The organism is Vibrio sp. 1751, assembly GCF_033339895.1.
In the GTDB taxonomy this organism is placed as follows: domain Bacteria; phylum Pseudomonadota; class Gammaproteobacteria; order Enterobacterales; family Vibrionaceae; genus Vibrio; species Vibrio alginolyticus.
This window is the reverse complement of sequence record NZ_JAWOVM010000060.1, coordinates 7,827-26,652: the sequence shown is the minus strand read 5'-3', so window position 1 is coordinate 26,652 and position 18,826 is coordinate 7,827. Positions and strand designations below refer to the sequence as shown.

Below are 18,826 nucleotides of genomic sequence, written 5' to 3'. Positions count from 1 at the left end.
GTACAAGTTATCCTACATGCTGACCAATCACTCGAAGTGATCGATGATGGTCGAGGCATGCCTGTTGATATCCACCCAGAAGAGAAAGTATCAGGCGTAGAGCTAATTCTATGTAAGCTACATGCGGGTGGTAAGTTCTCTAACAAAAACTACCAATTCTCTGGTGGTTTGCACGGGGTAGGTATATCTGTAGTAAACGCGTTGTCAAAACGCGTTGAAGTAACAGTTCGTCGTGATGGTCAAGTGTATGAAATTGCATTTGAACACGGCGAGAAAGTGTCTGATCTGACCGTAACTGGCACATGTGGTCGTCGCAATCGCGGTACCAGCGTACATTTCTGGCCTGATGCGAAGTACTTCGATTCGGCTAACTTCTCTGTGACGCGCTTAGTCAACAACCTGCGCGCAAAAGCGGTTTTGTGTCCGGGCTTAGAAATCACATTAACCGACAAAGTTAATGGCAAAGACTATAAGTGGTACTACGAAGACGGTCTTAAAGACTATCTTGCGGAAGGTGTAAAAGGCTATCCAGTTATTCCTGAAGAACCATTTACTGGTGAGTTCTTGGCGGATACTGAAGCGGCAAACTGGGCGGTAATTTGGCAGCCAGAAGGCGGTGAAATGATCACCGAAAGCTACGTTAACCTAATCCCAACCGCTCAAGGTGGTACGCACGTTAATGGTTTACGCCAAGGCTTGTTGGAAGCGATGCGCGAATTCTGTGAGTTCCGTAATCTATTACCTCGTGGTGTGAAGCTAACGGGTGATGACGTTTTCGACCGCTGTTCTTACGTGCTGTCGGTTAAAATTCAAGATCCACAATTTGCAGGCCAGACCAAGGAACGTCTCTCTTCTCGTCAAACCGCGGCATTTGTCTCTGGCGTTGTAAAAGATGCGTTCAGTCTTTGGTTGAACGAAAAGCCTCAGCTCGCAGAGCAATTGGCAGAAGTCTGTATCGCTAACGCGCATCGTCGTATGCGAGCGGCGAAAAAAGTCGTACGTAAGAAAGTGGCTTCTGGCCCGGCACTGCCAGGTAAGTTGACCGACTGTTCTGCACAGGACTTAAGTCGCACGGAAATCTTCTTTGTGGAGGGTGACTCTGCGGGTGGCTCGGCAAAACAGGCACGTGACCGTGAATTCCAAGCTGTGATGCCACTGCGTGGTAAGATCTTGAACACGTGGGAAGTCTCTGCCGATCAAGTTCTTGCGTCTCAAGAAGTACACGATATCTCAGTTGCTTTGGGTATTGACCCAGATAGCGACAACCTCGAGAGTCTTCGTTACGGTAAGATCTGTATCCTTGCCGATGCGGACTCGGATGGTCTTCACATCGCAACGCTGCTTTGTGCTCTATTTACTCGTCACTTCCGCGCACTAGTGGAAGCGGGTCATATCTATGTGGCGATGCCGCCTCTGTATCGAATCGACTGCGGGAAAGAAGTGTTCTACGCCCTCGATGATGATGAAAAAGATGGCATTTTAGAGCGCTTGTCGAAGAAGAAAGCCAAAATCAACGTGCAACGATTCAAAGGTCTGGGTGAGATGAACCCACTTCAGTTGCGTGAAACCACCATGGATCCGAACACGCGTCGCTTAGTGCAGTTAACCATTGACGACTCTACGGCGACCATGGAAATGATGGACATGCTGCTAGGTAAAAAGCGTGCAGATGACCGTCGTTCTTGGCTACAAAACAACGGCGACTTGGCAGAGGTGTAACGGATGTCTACAGAAATTACCTACGATGGCGTCGAACAATTGCCAATGCGCAAGTTCACTGAAGACGCTTATCTGAACTACTCGATGTACGTAATCATGGACCGCGCCTTGCCATACATTGGTGATGGCTTAAAGCCGGTTCAACGACGCATCATTTATGCGATGTCAGAGCTTGGTCTCTCTGCATCAGCAAAATACAAAAAATCTGCACGTACCGTTGGTGACGTGCTAGGTAAATACCATCCGCACGGTGATTCAGCGTGTTACGAAGCGATGGTATTGATGGCTCAGCCATTCTCTTACCGCTATCCATTAGTGGATGGTCAAGGTAACTGGGGTGCGCCAGATGATCCGAAATCATTTGCGGCAATGCGTTATACCGAAGCAAAACTGTCTAAGTTTGCTGAAGTATTGCTTGGCGAACTTGGTCAGGGCACGGTTGAATGGCAACCTAACTTTGATGGCACAATGAAAGAGCCACAAATGTTGCCAGCACGTCTGCCTCATATCCTGCTTAACGGTGTAACCGGCATTGCCGTTGGTATGGCAACAGACATCCCACCGCACAACGTTCGTGAAATCGCAGATGCGACTATTCATTTGATCGACAACCCGAAAGCAGAACTGCCGGACGTGATGCAGTATGTCAAAGGTCCAGATTACCCAACAGAAGCAGAAATTATCTCGCCGCAAGCGGATATCGAGAAGATTTACCGCAACGGTCGTGGCAGCATCAAAATGCGCGCGGTTTGGCATAAAGAAGGTTCTGATATTGTTATCACTTCTTTGCCTCACCAAGTATCGGGTGCCAAACTGCTTGAGCAAATCGCTAACCAGATGCGTGCGAAGAAGCTGCCAATGGTTGACGATCTTCGTGACGAATCGGATCACGAGAACCCAACGCGTATCGTTGTGGTGCCTAAGTCAAACCGTGTCGATTGTGACTTGTTGATGAACCACTTGTTCGCATCAACGGATCTTGAGCGCAGTTACCGCGTTAACTTGAACATGATTGGTTTGGATAACCGTCCTCAAGTTAAAGGTCTGGTGCAAATTCTATCTGAGTGGATCGAGTTCCGTCGTACGACTGTGCGTCGTCGTCTACAACACCGCCTAGACAAAGTAATGGCTCGTCTACACATCTTGGAAGGTTTGTTGGTTGCTTACCTCAACCTAGATGAAGTGATTGAGATCATCCGTACTGAAGACGATCCAAAAGCTGTGCTGATGGAACGCTTTGGTATTACCGATATCCAAGCGGATGCAATTTTAGATACCAAACTTCGTCATCTAGCAAAACTAGAAGAGATGAAGATCCGTGGTGAGCAAGACGAGCTAGAGAAAGAGCGTGAGAAGCTAGAACAGCTACTCGGTTCTGAGCGTCGTCTGAACACACTACTGAAAAAAGAAATCAAAGCAGACGCAGAGAAATACGGTGATGACCGTCGCTCTCCAATGGTTGAGCGTGCAGAAGCAAAAGCGCTGACTGAACGTGACCTCGTACCAAGTGAGCCAATCACGGTTGTGCTTTCTGAGAAAGGTTGGATTCGTCACGCGAAAGGCCATGACGTGGATGCCGAAGGCTTAAACTATAAGTCGGGTGATAAGTATTTAGCGCATGCTCGAGGTAAGAGTAATCAGCCTGCGGTATTCCTAGGTAGTGACGGTCGAAGTTACTCTCTGGAATCGCACTCACTGCCTTCTGCTCGTAGTCAAGGTGAGCCGATTACCGGTCGCTTGAATATTACGGCTGGTAGCAGTATTCGCCAAGTCATCATGAGTGAAGAAGATCAGCTGTGGCTGGTGGGTTCAGATGCAGGTTACGGCTTTGTATGTAAAGGCGCGGACTTGCTGTCTAAAAACCGCAGTGGTAAAGCGCTCGTCACTTTACCTGCCAACTCTGAGATCATGACGCCAAAAGAGATTGAAGATTTAGACTCTGATGAAATCTTAGCAATCACTAACCAAGGTCGCATGCTGCTGTTCCCAATCAAAGACTTGCCACAACTGGCGAAAGGTAAAGGGAATAAGATCATCAACATTCCTGCTGCTAAAGCAAAAGAGCGAGAAGAAGTACTATCTCACTTAATGTCTTTACCAAAAGGTGCATCGTTAACGCTGTACGCGGGTAAGCGAAAGTTGGGTCTTAAACCGTCTGACCTTGATAACTTCCGTGGCGAACGTGGTCGCCGAGGTGGGTTATTACCGAGAGGTTTGCAGCGAGTCACTCGCATTGAAGTTGAGCTGGATGATTCCGATACGACGGAAACACCGAGCGATAGCGAGTAACGCACAAATAAAAATCCCAGCCAATGGCTGGGATTTTTTATGCTTCTTGCTTGTCTTCAGCAATGGTGACTTTCAAGGTCATCTCTTTTCCTTTGCGAATGATACCGACGTCCACGGTGGTGCCAGGACGTAAATCGGTGACGATATCCATAACGCTCTGACGCCCCTGAACCTTATTGCCATCAATACTGATAATGATATCTTGTTTTTGAAAGCCAGCCGCATTGGCTGGGCCATTTGGATCAATACCAAGTACGACAATACCACCTATGTGTTCATTTCCAAGTAGGCGAGCAGTGACCGCATTAATGTCTTGGCCGTCGATTCCAATATAACCACGAATCACGCGGCCATCAGCGATGATTTTCTGCATGATCTTACTGGCTAGCGGCGCAGGGATCGCAAAAGAAATACCGTAAGTTTCTAAGTCTGTCGCTTGCTGAAAAGAGGCGGTGTTAATGCCGACGAGCTCGCCTTGTGTGTTCACTAGGGCTCCACCAGAGTTACCTTCATTGATGGCGGCATCGGTTTGAATGAATGCTTGACGACCATCGCTAATAGATGAACGACCTGTGGCAGAAATAATGCCGAACGTTGTGGTTTGTCCAAGGTTGTATGGGTTACCGATGGCTAGTACTACATCGCCCACTTGTGGTTTGTAATTAGAGTTCAGAGGGATTACGGGCAAATTCGAACCTTCGACACGCAGCACGGCTATATCAGTACGTTTATCTGTCCCTACGAGCTGAGCCGCTGCGGCTCTGCCGTCTTGTAATGCCACAACAATTTGATCAGCTTGAGCAACCACATGATAGTTAGTAATGATGTAGCCTTTCTCACTAACAATGACACCTGACCCCAGACCTTGAGTCGAGAGTTTACTGCGATCATTCTCAACATACTTACGGCTGTAGATGTTTACCACTGCAGGCGCTGCTCTTCGGACCGCTTGATTAAACGTCAACTCGACTGATGCGATATTAACAGGTTGAGGATCAAGCGCGGCAGGAATTACGTTGTTGCGCAAAGATGGAACCGCCAGTAATACCACTGCGGCAGTAGCCAAGCCTAAAAAGACAGAACGTAATAAAAAGCTGAGCATATCCTCTCCATGCGTGAGCGCCAAAATGGCATCGAAGATGAAGAATAGCATTACATTGAAAAATAACAAAAGGGCAGCACGTCATCGCGCTGCCCTTTTCATTAGTTATTGAGCGATAAGGAAAAGTGATCGAGCCTTATCACTCAGTACTATGCATCGAAAACCTTATTTCCTATCACTTTGAAAGTGGTTAACGAATGACAAGATAAATAGTACGTTCACCACGTTGAATATTAAGAGCCAGTACACCTTTGTGTTTCTCTACGATTGTACGAAGCTCGGCAAGGTTTTTCACTCGTTGACGGTTCACACCGATAATAATGTCACCTTGTTGTAATTGATATTGAGCCGCTGGAGAGTTATCTGCAACGCTCGATACTTTAACACCTTGGATTACATCACTTGGTGTTGTATTGCTTAACTCCGCACCTTTGAGTCCCTCATGTAATGTCTCCGCTTTAGCTTTCATATTCGTAGATTCGCCAAGCGTTACATCAAAGGTTTTATTCTTACCATCTCGAACCACACCTAATGTGATTTCTTTACCTGCTCCCAGTGTTGCCACTTTTGCGCGGAGCTCTGAGAAAGTATTAATCGCTTTGCCGTTCACCGATACAATTACGTCACCGGCTTTTAACCCTGCTTTATCGGCTGCGCTGTCCGGTACGACTTGACCAATAAAGGCCCCTTTACTTGACTCGTAACCCAATGCATCAGCTAGCTCAGAGGTTACTTCGCCACCTTGCACACCCAACATGCCGCGTTTGACTTCACCAAACTCTAGAATTTGATCAGTGAGGTTTTTCATCATGTTTGATGGAATCGCAAAGCCAATACCCACATTACCGCCGTTAGGGCCTAAAATCGCAGTATTAATACCGATCAGCTCACCATTAAGGTTGACCAATGCACCACCAGAGTTACCGCTGTTAATTGCGGCATCGGTTTGGATGAAGTTTTCGAAGTTTTCAACGTTTAAGCCGCTACGACCAAGGGCTGAAACAATACCCGAAGTCACAGTTTGACCGAGTCCAAATGGGTTACCAATCGCAACCGTAAAGTCACCGACACGCAGTTTGTCGGAATCCGCGACCTTAATCTGCGTTAAGTTTTTCGCTTTCTCTAATTTAAGTAACGCAACATCGGCCATTTCATCACCGCCAACGAGCGTAGCGTCATACTCGCGCCCGTCAAAGAGGCGAACTCGAATCTCATCTGCCCCCTTAATCACATGGTAGTTAGTGACAATATGGCCTTTCTTCGCATCAATAATGACACCAGAACCTAAACCTCTGAACGGGCGCTCTCGCCTTTGTTCCATAGGAAAGTCTGGGCCAAAGAAAAATTGAAATTGCTCGGGAATGCGGCTGGTTTGTACTTGTTTACCTTCTACAGCAATACTCACAACAGCTGGGGTCACCTTCTCAAGCATTGGTGCCAAGCTAGGTAACTGTTGGCCATCCACATTCAAAGGTAATGCGGCAGTGGCTTGAACTGGGGCAATAATCGAACCCAAACTCAGAGATAGAACGGTGAGCGCAAGCAGTGGTTTTTTCATCCAATAACTCCTCTTGAAACATGTCTGCCAAAAAGAAATATCCGAACGGTTAGTTCACTTTGTTAATAACTAATATAGGGTCTAGTTCGGACAATCAAAAGGGGAGGCAGTGCACACCCAAGTTAGAGCGAAGGTGAGGGGAAAAAGTTCAAAAAAGGGCCGATACAAATGTATCGGCCCTAGATAGAAGTAAGAGAGGATTATGATGCTTTTGCGGTTACCGCTTCGGGAGCATTAATGATTTCTTTCTCTTGATCCTTCAAAAGACCGGTGGCGCCATTAGCGTAGTCTTTTGGTTGTTCGTTAAACTCTGGTTGATCTTCTGCAATGGTTTCAGACGACATTGCCGTTTTCTTATCAAACGGGTTGTCTTGTTCTGGTAAGTTTGGCAAAAGCTCAGAAGAGGTCTTGGCCATATGTTGGTATAGCTTGGTGTAATCTTTACCTAGGGTGTCCAACATTTCTGCGGTTTGTGCAAAGTGATCGACGAGCTCTTGACGTTGTTGCTCTAATTCAAACTTGGCCGCTTCAAGTTCTTTCTGCACAGACTTTTGTTTCTTGTATTCAGGGGTGGTTAGTCTACTAATGACTACGCCTACGATTGTACCGACCAGCAAACCCACAATGGCATAAATCCAAGGCATAACTGCTCCTTATAGTTGTTTTAACAAGTCTTTTACTACTTAGTTACACGCGGTGCTCGTCCATGTTACTATGGCTTGAACAGCCGATAAAGAAAAATAGCAGTATGTCTTCGGGGACTGATAACTACTTCTCTCTATTCTCAAAGTTGACCCCGAGGTAACCCTTTTCTCTATACCTCTATACGACTTAATACGATGACACCACTACAACAATATCAAAAAGACATAGCAGAACACGGGTTTCAGCGTGATGAAGCTCAGTATCAAGCGGTCGTTGCATTAGACAAGCTTTACCATGCTATCGTTGAATTTCAGTCAGCGCCTGTGCCTCAGCTTTCCAAATGGCAAAAGCTAATGGGGAAAAAAATCGACAAGCCTGAACCACCAAAAGGTCTTTACTTTTGGGGTGGGGTAGGTCGCGGTAAAACCTACCTTATGGATGCATTTTTTGATGCTTTACCGACCCAAAGAAAAATGCGCGTCCACTTCCATCGATTTATGTATCGAGTACATGATGAGTTGAAGCTGTTAGGTGATGTCGAAAATCCGCTATCAAAAGTGGCGGATAAATTTAAAGAAGAAGCCGATGTGGTTTGCTTTGATGAATTTTTTGTTTCCGACATTACTGATGCGATGATCCTTGCAACGCTACTTCAAGAAATGTTCAAGCGGCAGATGATCCTAGTCGCGACTTCAAACATTGAGCCGCAGAACTTATATCGTAACGGTTTGCAAAGAGCGCGCTTTTTGCCCGCGATCGATATGATTTTGGCACGTTGTGAAGTGTTGAATGTCGATAGTGGCGTTGATTATCGCTTAAGAACGTTAGAACAGGCTGAAATATACCATTACCCGCTTGATGAGCAGGCTAGCATAAACCTTAACAAATATTATCAGCAGCTGACTGGAGAGCGTCAGTTTGTTGCTCATCAAATCGAAGTTAACCACCGTCAACTAGCGGTGATTGAAGCAAGCGACGGGGTGCTGCATGCGTCGTTTGCTCAGTTGTGTCAAACTGCTCGCAGTCAAAATGACTACATTGAATTGTCTCGTATTTACCACACGGTATTACTGGCAGATGTTCAACAAATGAACCGAAAAATAGATGATGCGGCGAGACGCTTTATCGCGCTGGTCGATGAGTTTTACGAGCGCAATGTTAAGTTGATTATTTCTGCTGAAGTGCCAATGGCCGACTTATATACTGACGGGCAGTTAGAGTTCGAATTTAAGCGCTGTTTGTCTCGGCTTACTGAGATGCAAAGTCATGAGTATCTCGCGCGTGAACATTTGGCCTAGATCCAATGGGTTCTTAAAAAAGTGAAGAAAAAATTAGTGATTTGGCGCAAAAAAAGGTGATTTTTTCTTCGCTCTTCTCTATAATCCTGCGACCCACCGTTACTGCAGACCTGATTATCGAAGTTATTTCGAAATTGAAGGTCGAGAGTACCAACGACTCGAAGGGGTGATGACTGGGCTCTTAGACAGTGTGGGAGCACTATTGGGTGTTCCTTTAAAGTTTAAAATTTAATTAACGGGTTATTGTTAGCATGAAAACTTTCGTTGCTAAACCAGAAACTGTAAAACGCGACTGGTACGTTGTAGACGCTGAAGGTAAAACTCTTGGCCGTCTAGCAAGTGAAATTGCATCTCGCCTACGTGGCAAACATAAAGCTGAATACACTCCTCACGTTGACACTGGTGATTACATCATCGTTATCAACGCTGAGAAAGTTGCTGTAACTGGTAACAAAGCTAAGAACAAAGTGTACTACCGTCACTCTGAATTCCCAGGTGGTCTAAAATCTATCACTTTTGAAAAGTTGATCGATCGTAAACCTGAGATGGCTCTTGAGCTTGCAGTTAAAGGCATGCTTCCACGTGGTCCTCTAGGCCGTGCTATGTACCGTAAGCTAAAAGTTTACGCGGGCGCTGAGCACAACCATGTTGCTCAACAACCACAAGTACTAGACATCTAATTGGGGATTTCGAAAATGGCAGAGAATCAATACTACGGCACTGGCCGTCGCAAAAGCTCAGCTGCACGTGTTTTCATTAAACCAGGCAGCGGTAACATTGTAGTAAACAAGCGTAACCTTGACGAATACTTCGGTCGTCCAACAGCACGTATGGTTGTACAACAACCTCTAGAGCTAGTTGAACTAACTGAAAAGCTAGACCTTTACGTAACAGTTAAAGGCGGCGGTATTTCTGGTCAAGCTGGTGCTATCCGTCACGGTATCACTCGCGCGCTTATGGAATACGATGAGTCTCTACGTCCTGCTCTACGCGCAGCTGGCTACGTTACTCGTGACGCTCGTTGCGTTGAACGTAAGAAAGTTGGTCTACGTAAAGCACGTCGTCGTCCACAGTTCTCTAAGCGTTAATTTCCTCTTATCGGGAATTATGCTTTCAGAGTTACTCTGGAAACTGTGTACCAAAAGCTCGGCTCTATGCCGGGCTTTTTTGTATTTAAAGCAACGAACAGCCTTCACTTATCATCACACTCCGAGCAGGCCTTCTTATTCGTCCTCTTCGTCGAAAGGTTGCCAGTGCCGTTTTATATCTGTGCCTTATTTAATCACGACTCACCACGCTTTCTCTTGCGATGCAGCATAGATGTATTCATCAGCAAGAATGTCTTTGTATCTTATTCTTCCTGTAACATTTTTTAAAATGACTTACGCTCCTTTTTGAGCATTCTGCGTGCTACAAAATTGAAAATATAAACACAGTAAGCTGAACGCGTAATACGAAATATTTCTCTGTGTAATTAACTGAAAACTACCAAGATAAAAGGTTTTATCTGCTTTCAGCGGGGCTTCTATGTGGTGCTTTCTTGTTACAAATCACATCAATTTTTTATAATTCTGCCGCTTTTGTGACGACGCGAGCGATTTGCCTCACAAATGTTACAAAAAGGTAGCTTTATCTTGTCAAAAAGTAGGGTTTTCTTTATCATTTCCCTCCAATAAATAGAACTAAATTCATTATTTGTTAGCCATGCTCTTATAAGCGGAATAATAACGATCCAAAGGGAGCAAATGGGAGAATGTTTGGATGAGCAACGCGCCTTTAAATAACGGTCGCAGGCGTTTTCTAACCGCTACAACGGCAGTTGTTGGTGGGTTAGGGGCAGTCGCCGTCGCCGTGCCTTTTATCAAATCATGGAATCCGAGTGCTAAAGCCAAAGCGGCGGGCGCACCGGTGGAAGTGGATATAAGTAAAATTGAACCAGGTCAGCTGGTTCGTGTTGAGTGGCAGGGAAAACCTGTATGGATTGTTCGCCGCACTCAAAGCGTTCTGGATAACTTAAAATCGATCGGTGATAAGCTTCGCGATCCACAATCTGAAATGGAGCAGCAGCCTGAGTACGCTCAGAATGAGTTTCGTTCGATTAAGGAAGAGTTTTTCGTCGCAGTTGGTTTCTGTACCCACTTAGGTTGTTCACCAACCTATCTACCTGACTCTTTCTCAGAGCAGGTGCAGGGCGTAAGATCTGGCTTCTTCTGTCCTTGTCATGGTTCTAAGTTCGACATGGCTGGTCGAGTGTTCCAAGGAGTACCTGCTCCGTTGAACCTTGTCGTTCCTAAGCACATGTATTTGAGCGATACCAAGCTCATTGTGGGTGTTGATGAGGGAGATGCATAATGCAAGCAATGTTAGATTGGGTTGAAAAGCGTATTCCTGCAATGAATGCTTATAAAAAGCATTTGTCTGAATACCCAATGCCTAAGAACTTCAACTTTTGGTACCTTTTCGGTTCTCTGGCGATGCTGGTTCTTGTTAACCAAATCCTAACGGGTATTTGGCTAACGATGAACTATGTTCCTTCAGGTGACGGTGCATTTGCGTCTATCGAATACATTATGCGTGATGTAGAGTACGGTTGGCTTCTGCGTTACATGCATTCCACTGGCGCGTCAGCGTTTTTCGTTGTTGTGTATCTTCACATGTTCCGTGGTTTGATCTACGGTTCATACCAAAAACCTCGTGAACTATTGTGGATCTTCGGTATGTTGATCTTTCTTGTTCTCATGGCTGAAGCGTTCATGGGTTACCTACTTCCATGGGGTCAGATGTCATACTGGGGTGCACAGGTAATCATTTCCCTGTTTGGTGCTATTCCTGTTATCGGTGATGACCTAACGCTTTGGATTCGTGGTGACTACATCATCTCTGGTGCAACGCTAAACCGTTTCTTCGCACTACACGTTATTGCCCTGCCTATTGTTTTGCTTCTTCTTGTTGTTCTGCACGTATTGGCGCTGCACGAAGTAGGCTCAAACAACCCGGATGGTATCGAAACTAAGCTGCCAAAAGGCTCAATGGGCGACGATTACAAAACGCAATTCAAGTTCCACGATTACTATACGAAGAAATATGACATCATTGATTCGATTCCTTTCCATCCGTACGGCACGGTTAAGGACTTGGTCGGTGTCGCTGGTTTCTTGTTCTTCTTCTGTTACGTGCTGTTCTTTAACCCAGAAATGGGTGGGTACTTCCTTGAGCCGCCTAACTTTGAAGCTGCAAACCCACTGAAGACACCAGAGCATATTGCTCCGGTATGGTACTTCACGCCGTTCTACGCAATCTTACGTGCGGTTCCAGACAAACTATTAGGTGTTATCCTAATGGGCGCGTCAATTGCAGTGCTGTTTGTTCTACCTTGGTTGGATCGTTGTAAAGTTCGTTCATACCGTTACCGTAGCAAACTTCATCTATTGAATATTGTACAGTTCACTATCGCCTTTATCGCTCTGGGTATTTTAGGTGCGTTACCTGCGACACCAACGTACACACTACTATCTCAGATCTTTAGCTTGTGTTACTTCATGTTCTTTGTGTTGCTGTTCTTCTACAGCAAAAATGAAGCAACCAAACCATTACCAGAGAGGGTGACATTCAAATGAAGAAGTGGATTGTAATTCTATTTGCTATGTTGCCATCACTAGCGATGGCAGCTGGGGCCAATGTTCCGCTGGATAAAGCGAATGTTGACCTTACGGATAAAGCTTCGCTACAAAACGGCGCGAAGTTGTTCATGAACTACTGTTTTGCTTGTCACTCTACGCAATACCAGCGTTACGAGCGTGTAGCAACAGACTTGGAAATTCCAACAGACTTAATGAAAGAAAACCTGATTTTCAATCCTGAAGCGAAAATCGGTGATCTAATGGTCAATGCTATGCCACCGAAGCAAGCGGCAAACTGGTTTGGTGCTCCACCACCAGATCTTACGTTGGTTGCACGAGTTCGTGGTGCTGATTGGTTATACACTTACTTACGCTCTTTCTATGTTGATCCATCTCGTCCATTCGGCGTGAACAACATCGTCTTCCCGAGTGTTGGTATGCCGCATGTACTTGAAGAGCTACAGGGCATCCCGACGCCGATTTACGATACGAAAATCGTAGATGGCGAAGAAGTACAAGTTGTTGTTGGTACTGAAACCGATGGCACGGGTGAGCTGAGTGAAGGCGAATATGACAAAGCGGTTGGCGATCTCGTTAACTTCTTAGTTTATTCAGGTGACCCAGTGCAGCTTGAGCGTCATGCTTTAGGCTGGTGGGTAATGGGCTTCTTAGTGCTTCTAACCATCGTTGTTGTGATGCTCAAGAAAGAGTATTGGCGCGATGTGCATTAATTGTGCTAAAATACCGTGCTAATTCCCAATTTTAATTGATGTACAATGGAGGCTTAGCCTCCATTGTTTTTATTTGTAAGTGTACTGGAGGGCTCCATGGCTGTAGCTGCCAATAAACGTTCTGTGATGACTCTTTTCTCAAGTGCATCAGATTTGTATAGCCATCAGGTTCGCATTGTACTAGCTGAAAAAGGCGTAAGTGTTGAAGTTGAGCTTGTTGACGAAGCAAACCTTCCTGCTGAGCTTGTTGAGCTAAACCCATATAAATCAGTGCCAACTCTTGTTGACCGTGAGCTAGCTCTTTACGATTCAAAAATCATCATGGAGTACTTGGACGAGCGTTTCCCTCATCCACCTCTAATGCCGGTTTACCCTGTTGCTCGTGGCAACAGCCGCTTGATGATGTACCGTATCGAACGCAACTGGTATTCACTCGCTGAAAAAGTGATGAAAGGTAATGCGGAAGAATCAGAAAAAGCACGCACAAAGCTGCGTAATGATCTTCTGACGTTAGCGCCAATTTTTGCTGAATATGAGTACTTCATGAGCGAAGAATTCAGCTTGATCGATTGTTACCTAGCTCCACTATTGTGGCGTTTGCCTCAACTTGGTATCGATCTTGTTGGCCCTGGTTCAAAAGAAATCAAGGTATACATGAACCGCGTATTTGAACGTGATTCGTTCCTTGCTTCTTTGACTGAAGCTGAACGTGAAATGCGCCTAGTTCGCTAAGCGATTTAAAACACGTTATGGATATTGCAAAAATGACTGCTCGCCGCCCGTATATGCTTCGCGCATTTTACGACTGGTTAGTAGACAATGACTTGACTCCTCACTTGGTTGTGGATGCAACAATGCCAGGGGTGCGTGTCCCGGTTGAATTTATTCAAGATGGTCAAATTATTTTGAATATTGCGCCACGTGCAGTGGGTAATCTTGAGTTAGGTAATGATGCGATTACCTTCCATGCTCGCTTTAGCGGTCGTCCGCACTCAGTGATCGTGCCTGTGTATGCTGTTCAAGCTATTTATGCACGTGAGAATGGTGCTGGTACTATGTTTGAACCAGAAGAAGCGTACACTCACATCGAAGAAGAAGCGATGACCGAGGAAGAATCATCCCCATCGTTTACAACGGTTAGTGATGAGCCTTCTGAGTTAGTTTCTGATTCAGATGCCGAAGAGGACGATGCTCCTCGACCAAAAGGCAAACCAAGCTTAAGAGTGATTAAATAATAAAAAAGCAGCGTAACGCTGCTTTTTTCTTTTTAACTTGTTGAAGATGATTTCAAGCCAGACTTTGGAAATTACTCACTAATCGTAAAGACTTCGACGTTCTCTTCACTTTCTGTGCTTGCCTCACTTTCTATTGTTTGTACACCGTCACTCGGTAAGTCTACTTCAACAGGCTCCATTTCGCCGTATTGGAACCCTTTAATGACTTGTTTTACGCCTGAGATATTACGCGCGATTTCTGTCGCTCGATCGCTTTGCTCTGGCGTGACATAACCAAACAGAAAAACGTCGCCATCTTCGGTGATCACTTTAACCTTAACACCATTAAGCTCAGAATCAGTAAGCAAAGCTGACTTTACTTTGGTTGTGATCCAGCTGTCATTGCTAATCTGGGTAACAGTGAGTGGCTCTTTTTGTTTGATTTGATTGTGTATGACTTTTACACCACTAACTTCTCTAGCTCTTCGCTCTAAAGCAAGGATAAGGTCTTGTGTCGGAGCCTGTCCCATAAGGACTACAGTCCCATTATATGAACTGGCAACGACACGAACTTCACCTTTAAACGGTGCTTTATTGCCGATCGCCGCAACTTCGAACTCGATGTTATTGTCCTGCCAGATTTGTTTTGTCGTGCGTGTGTCCGTGACAATATTCGCTGTGGTTGCTGCACCTGCGATAAACAAACCTGCGCAACCACTTAAACTCAATGCTGTTAATAAGATAACAAGGCTACGTATCATAATTCTGACTCTCAGTCTTGGTTACTCTTCGTGAGCAGGGAAAAGCACCTGGTCAATAAGATCACAAAGACAATGGAGTGTTACCATATGTACTTCGTGAATACGTGCAGTGCGGTGTGATGGAATACGAATTTCGACGTCGTTCTCACCGAGCAGCCCTGCCATCTCTCCGCCATCTTTTCCTGTTAGCGCGATAATCGTCATGTCTCGAGTTACGGCTGCTTCCATCGCTTTGATAATATTTTTACTGTTACCGCTAGTCGACATGGCAAGCAAAATGTCGCCTGGTTGACCAAACGCTCGTACCTGTTTTGAGAAGATTTCCTGGTAGTGGTAATCGTTGGCCACTGCGGTTAGGGTGGTATTATCGGCGGTTAAGGCCATTGCTGGTAGGCTAGGGCGCTCAGTTTCAAAACGGTTTAAAAGACAAGAAACAAATTGTTGAGCGTTTGAAGCACTGCCGCCATTACCACAACATAAAATTTTATTGCCATTAAGCAGGCTCGACACCATCGCTTGAGCTGCATGAGTAATGGCATCAGGCAGCGCCTCTGCTGCTGCGATTTGAATTTGAATACTTTCTGTAAAGCTGTCTTTAATGCTGTCTAGCATCGCTTATCCTTCAGAGATTGCGTTTTCTATCCAGTTGATATCTCGCCCATTATCATGAATGGCGATGACATCAAATCGATAATCGATATTGTGTTTTAAGCGCTTTTGTTGGCTAAGCCAAACTTGTGCGGTTTTGACTAGCTTGCGCATTTTAGCGTGCGTCACCATTTCTGCTGCCGAGCCAAAGTGATTGTTCTTACGGTATTTGACTTCAACAAACACAATAGTTTCACCTTGTTGGAAGATTAAATCAATCTCACCGACCTTAGTCAGAAAATTTTGTTCAATTAAGTTTAAGCCCTGGCGTTGTAAATACTGCTTCGCCAGAGCTTCATATTGATTTCCGATTTGGCGCTTACTAAAGAGCCCCACGCTCAGCCCAGCTTAGCTCACGCTGTACAACACAATTATTGTCGATACTTAAAATACCGGTTTGGCCGCCAACTGAGTAGCCCGGAACGACCTTCATTTGTGGCAGCTCCCCAATCAATTTATACGCATCCATACCCAGTGCTTTCAAACGTTTTTCCATGTTAGATTGCTCTGACCACAGCTCGTTCATTTCAGCGGTCACGCTAGGGTCTGGGTCAATCAGTAATGGGATATCGCTGTAGATGATGCCTGTTAGATCTTCGTAAGTCGCGCCGCCACTGTTGCTACGCGAGCTAGAGAAAATTTGTGGTGCTTTGGCGTCTGGGTTAATCGCTACCTCAATAAACGGCTTGATCAAAGTCAGTTCCGTGCTTCTAGCAACAATATAAACCGCATCGACATCACGACGGCTACGTGGCTGTGTTTCAAGCTTGATACGCATTAGTGATTGCATCTGAGCAATACGTTGTTTGCTTTCTTGCAGACCAAATACTTCATTGATGTCTTTTTGAAGTTGGCGCTTGTCGCCAAAATAACTTGCTGCGACTTTATTAGAGCTGTACTTGCGCCATTCTTTGTTGAACGCTTCAGTTACACGCTCACCAAAGCTGCCCTTTGGTGCCAGAATCAGAGGGAAGTTATAGCCTTCGCTGAACAAGTGTTTCGCTGCCTGTGCGGCTTCTTGTTCTGGTGATAATGCCAAGTAGCAAATATTGCTATCTGGTTGCACATCTTCGGGAATATTTAGCGCAAGGGCTGGAATCGTAGGACCATTTTCTGAGCCATCCATGGTTGTGTGCAATAGCTCAACGTTTTCTTTTTCTAGGGGACCAACAACAAAGTCGATGTTTTCATTGATCAAACGTTGTTTAATTTGGTCGGCGTTATACGCATTAGTGTCTATTACCGTGAGGGTAGCGCTTGGATCACGGTTACGATCATTCATCATCGCAAACACAAAACCATCACGAATTAATTGCGCTTGTGGCGAGAATTTACCAGTAAGCGGCAGTAACAAAGCGGTGTTGTTTGGTTTAACTATGTCTAGAGAGAGAATGTTTTGAATCTCTTCTGGTGTGTAGATAGCGGCTGGGTGAGATGGGTTCTCGTTTAACCAGCGTTCTAGGGTATTTTTTAGTTGGGATAAGTTGCCCGACAGCGTTTTCGCATAAATAGCGAGTTGTAGCCAACCATCTAAAACATCTTCATTTGGCTCTGTTTCTAATGAGGTCAGTTCGTACTCGGAGTAGCTGCCAAAGTTCATCCAAATACGGCTAGAAATCTCTCTCTGCTCTGCGGACGATGCATATTGGCCAAATGCAACCAGTTGGCGGTTTGCCTCAAACGCTTGGTTAAGACCTTGATAAGCGTCGGCACGCATCAAGTAATAGTCTTTCCATTGCTCATTTGGCAACTTCCACCAAGGTTTAAAATTCAACAATTGCAGCAACTGAGAGTAATTACCCTGTTTTTGCTGTATGGTCGCACGCGCTAGTTGCCACTCTGCTTGCTGAACTTCGGTTAACTGTTGACGAGCCAGGCGCTTGATCAACATTTCTGCTTGATCAAACTGGTTTGCTTGAATCGCGGCTTTGGTTGCCATGATCAACCAGTCATTTTGTAAACTGCCTTCCGTGCTATCAGCTTGGATCATATAGTTCTGAACAGACTGAGTAGGCTCAAGTGTTACATCAACGCCATCAGGCTGTCTTGGACCTGAAGAACAGGCGGCGAGCGTAATTGCTAGTGCAACAGGAGTAAGTATGCGTGGTACACTGAGTCTCTTATGGTTAATCATTGCCGTGAGTTCTCTATAATTTTGTACAAAATTGTCTCTATATTAATCGTTGAAGTGATGGTAAACAAATGACAGATAAAAATAAGTTGCCGAATGAGGGGCCAACTCTCTATATCGTACCGACTCCAATCGGAAATTTAGCGGATATCACCCAACGTGCTATCGAAATTCTGTCGACTGTGGACATCATTGCCGCTGAGGATACTCGACATACGGGCAAATTACTGTCTCACTTCAATATTCAAACCAAAACTTTTGCTCTACATGACCACAATGAGCAGCAAAAAGCACAAGTTTTGGTAGAAAAGCTGCTTTCCGGTCAGTCTATCGCATTAGTTTCTGACGCTGGTACGCCACTTATCAGCGACCCAGGATACCATTTGGTGACAAAATGTCGTCAAGCGGGCGTTAGAGTTGTGCCTCTTCCAGGTGCCTGTGCGGTCATTACGGCGTTAAGTGCCTCTGGCTTGCCATCTGATCGCTTTAGCTTCGAAGGTTTTTTACCACCGAAAAGCAAAGGTCGTAAGGATAAATTCCTAGAGATTGCTTCGGTAGAGCGTACGTGTATTTTTTACGAGTCACCGCACCGTATTTTAGACTCTCTACAAGACATGTTAGACGTTCTTGGCCCAGATAGAGAAGTTGTGTTGGCAAGAGAGCTAACAAAAACCTTTGAAACCATTCAAGGCATGCCGTTAGGTGAGCTGATTGAATGGGTGAAAAGTGACGATAACCAACAGCGTGGTGAAATGGTATTGTTGGTACATGGCCATCGTGAAACAACAGACGACTCACTACCTGAAGATGCTTTACGCACGTTAGGGATTTTGACCAAAGAGCTGCCTTTGAAAAAAGCAGCTGCTTTGGTGGCAGAAATACATAACTTGAAGAAGAATGCGCTATATAAATGGGGCTTAGAAAACTTAGACTAAGTGCCGCTAGCGAGATAAATGGTCAATGAGGGCTGATGTTTAGGAATCGGCCTTTTTATTATCTATTTTTGGCGCACTGACTAAAAAGTCATCACTTAGTGCATTCATTTCATCATATCTGTGATCTAACTAGACTCTGAAGTGAGAACTCTATACAATCCGCCCTCGGAGCTGA

Annotated in this window: 18 protein-coding genes; 11 read left to right on the top strand and 7 right to left on the bottom strand. The window is 45.3% G+C overall.

Features of this window, described 5'->3' with window-relative positions; genetic code table 11:
* On the top strand, positions 1–1,719 hold a 1,719-nt coding region (parE, locus tag R7041_RS16765), incomplete at its 5' end, for a DNA topoisomerase IV subunit B (protein ID WP_318128662.1).
* A gap of 3 nt (positions 1,720–1,722) precedes the next feature.
* Positions 1,723–4,008, top strand: a complete 2,286-nt coding sequence (gene parC, locus R7041_RS16760; protein WP_017633605.1) for a DNA topoisomerase IV subunit A — start codon at positions 1,723–1,725, stop codon at positions 4,006–4,008.
* Between the two features lie 37 nt (positions 4,009–4,045).
* Here parC and degS read toward each other — a convergent pair whose 3' ends face one another.
* The 3 genes from degS to zapG all read right to left on the bottom strand — a co-directional run bounded on the left by degS (position 4,046) and on the right by zapG (position 7,312).
* A complete protein-coding gene (degS, locus tag R7041_RS16755; RefSeq protein WP_017633606.1) occupies positions 4,046–5,110 on the bottom strand; it encodes an outer membrane-stress sensor serine endopeptidase DegS in 1,065 nt (354 codons plus the stop codon).
* 190 nt (positions 5,111–5,300) lie between these two features.
* On the bottom strand, positions 5,301–6,668 hold the full coding sequence (locus R7041_RS16750; protein WP_025768400.1) for a Do family serine endopeptidase: 1,368 nt from the start codon (positions 6,666–6,668) through the stop codon (positions 5,301–5,303).
* A gap of 200 nt (positions 6,669–6,868) precedes the next feature.
* Complete coding sequence (zapG, locus tag R7041_RS16745; RefSeq protein ID WP_005379861.1) at positions 6,869–7,312, bottom strand: Z-ring associated protein ZapG; 444 nt, start codon at positions 7,310–7,312, stop codon at positions 6,869–6,871.
* Positions 7,313–7,507: 195 nt separating this feature from the next.
* On the opposite strand from zapG, the gene zapE reads away from it, so the two are divergent.
* From zapE to sspB, 8 genes are all read left to right on the top strand, one after another.
* Positions 7,508–8,611, top strand: coding sequence for a cell division protein ZapE (zapE, locus tag R7041_RS16740; protein WP_005387411.1), 1,104 nt, complete (start codon positions 7,508–7,510; stop codon positions 8,609–8,611).
* A 251-nt stretch (positions 8,612–8,862) separates the two neighbouring features.
* A complete protein-coding gene (rplM, locus tag R7041_RS16735) occupies positions 8,863–9,291 on the top strand; it encodes a 50S ribosomal protein L13 (RefSeq protein WP_005372872.1) in 429 nt (142 codons plus the stop codon).
* Between the two features lie 15 nt (positions 9,292–9,306).
* Positions 9,307–9,699 (top strand): 30S ribosomal protein S9, encoded by a 393-nt coding sequence (gene rpsI / locus R7041_RS16730; RefSeq protein ID WP_005372876.1) that lies wholly within the window; start codon positions 9,307–9,309, stop codon positions 9,697–9,699.
* Between the two features lie 673 nt (positions 9,700–10,372).
* Positions 10,373–10,963, top strand: a complete 591-nt coding sequence (gene petA / locus R7041_RS16725; protein ID WP_005372877.1) for a ubiquinol-cytochrome c reductase iron-sulfur subunit — start codon at positions 10,373–10,375, stop codon at positions 10,961–10,963.
* Positions 10,963–12,228 carry a cytochrome b gene (locus R7041_RS16720; RefSeq protein WP_005372880.1) on the top strand — a complete coding sequence of 422 codons (1,266 nt, stop codon included), beginning with the start codon at positions 10,963–10,965 and terminating at the stop codon, positions 12,226–12,228. The genes petA and R7041_RS16720 overlap by 1 nt, the downstream gene beginning before the upstream one ends.
* Positions 12,225–12,962 carry a cytochrome c1 gene (locus tag R7041_RS16715; RefSeq protein ID WP_005372881.1) on the top strand — a complete coding sequence of 246 codons (738 nt, stop codon included), beginning with the start codon at positions 12,225–12,227 and terminating at the stop codon, positions 12,960–12,962. Before R7041_RS16720 ends, R7041_RS16715 begins: the two co-directional genes overlap by 4 nt.
* A gap of 96 nt (positions 12,963–13,058) precedes the next feature.
* Positions 13,059–13,694 carry a stringent starvation protein SspA gene (sspA, locus tag R7041_RS16710; protein ID WP_005372897.1) on the top strand — a complete coding sequence of 212 codons (636 nt, stop codon included), beginning with the start codon at positions 13,059–13,061 and terminating at the stop codon, positions 13,692–13,694.
* A gap of 17 nt (positions 13,695–13,711) precedes the next feature.
* Complete coding sequence (sspB, locus tag R7041_RS16705; RefSeq protein ID WP_005387408.1) at positions 13,712–14,197, top strand: ClpXP protease specificity-enhancing factor; 486 nt, start codon at positions 13,712–13,714, stop codon at positions 14,195–14,197.
* 71 nt (positions 14,198–14,268) lie between these two features.
* Here sspB and R7041_RS16700 read toward each other — a convergent pair whose 3' ends face one another.
* The 4 genes from R7041_RS16700 to R7041_RS16685 are packed head-to-tail and all read right to left on the bottom strand — an operon-like array spanning position 14,269 to position 17,719.
* Positions 14,269–14,937 (bottom strand): BON domain-containing protein, encoded by a 669-nt coding sequence (locus R7041_RS16700; protein ID WP_053304335.1) that lies wholly within the window; start codon positions 14,935–14,937, stop codon positions 14,269–14,271.
* Between the two features lie 21 nt (positions 14,938–14,958).
* The gene (locus R7041_RS16695; protein ID WP_005372901.1) at positions 14,959–15,549 is read right to left on the bottom strand and encodes a phosphoheptose isomerase; all 591 of its coding nucleotides are present in this window, start codon (positions 15,547–15,549) and stop codon (positions 14,959–14,961) included.
* A gap of 3 nt (positions 15,550–15,552) precedes the next feature.
* Entirely contained in the window at positions 15,553–15,921 is a 369-nt protein-coding gene (locus R7041_RS16690; RefSeq protein ID WP_206949599.1) for a YraN family protein, read from the bottom strand.
* A complete protein-coding gene (locus R7041_RS16685) occupies positions 15,908–17,719 on the bottom strand; it encodes a penicillin-binding protein activator (RefSeq protein ID WP_005372905.1) in 1,812 nt (603 codons plus the stop codon). Before R7041_RS16685 ends, R7041_RS16690 begins: the two co-directional genes overlap by 14 nt.
* A 68-nt stretch (positions 17,720–17,787) precedes the next feature.
* Here R7041_RS16685 and rsmI point away from each other — a divergent pair, with 68 nt between their 5' ends.
* The gene (gene rsmI / locus R7041_RS16680) at positions 17,788–18,651 is read left to right on the top strand and encodes a 16S rRNA (cytidine(1402)-2'-O)-methyltransferase (RefSeq protein WP_005372907.1); all 864 of its coding nucleotides are present in this window, start codon (positions 17,788–17,790) and stop codon (positions 18,649–18,651) included.
* Positions 18,652–18,826 lie beyond the last annotated feature (175 nt).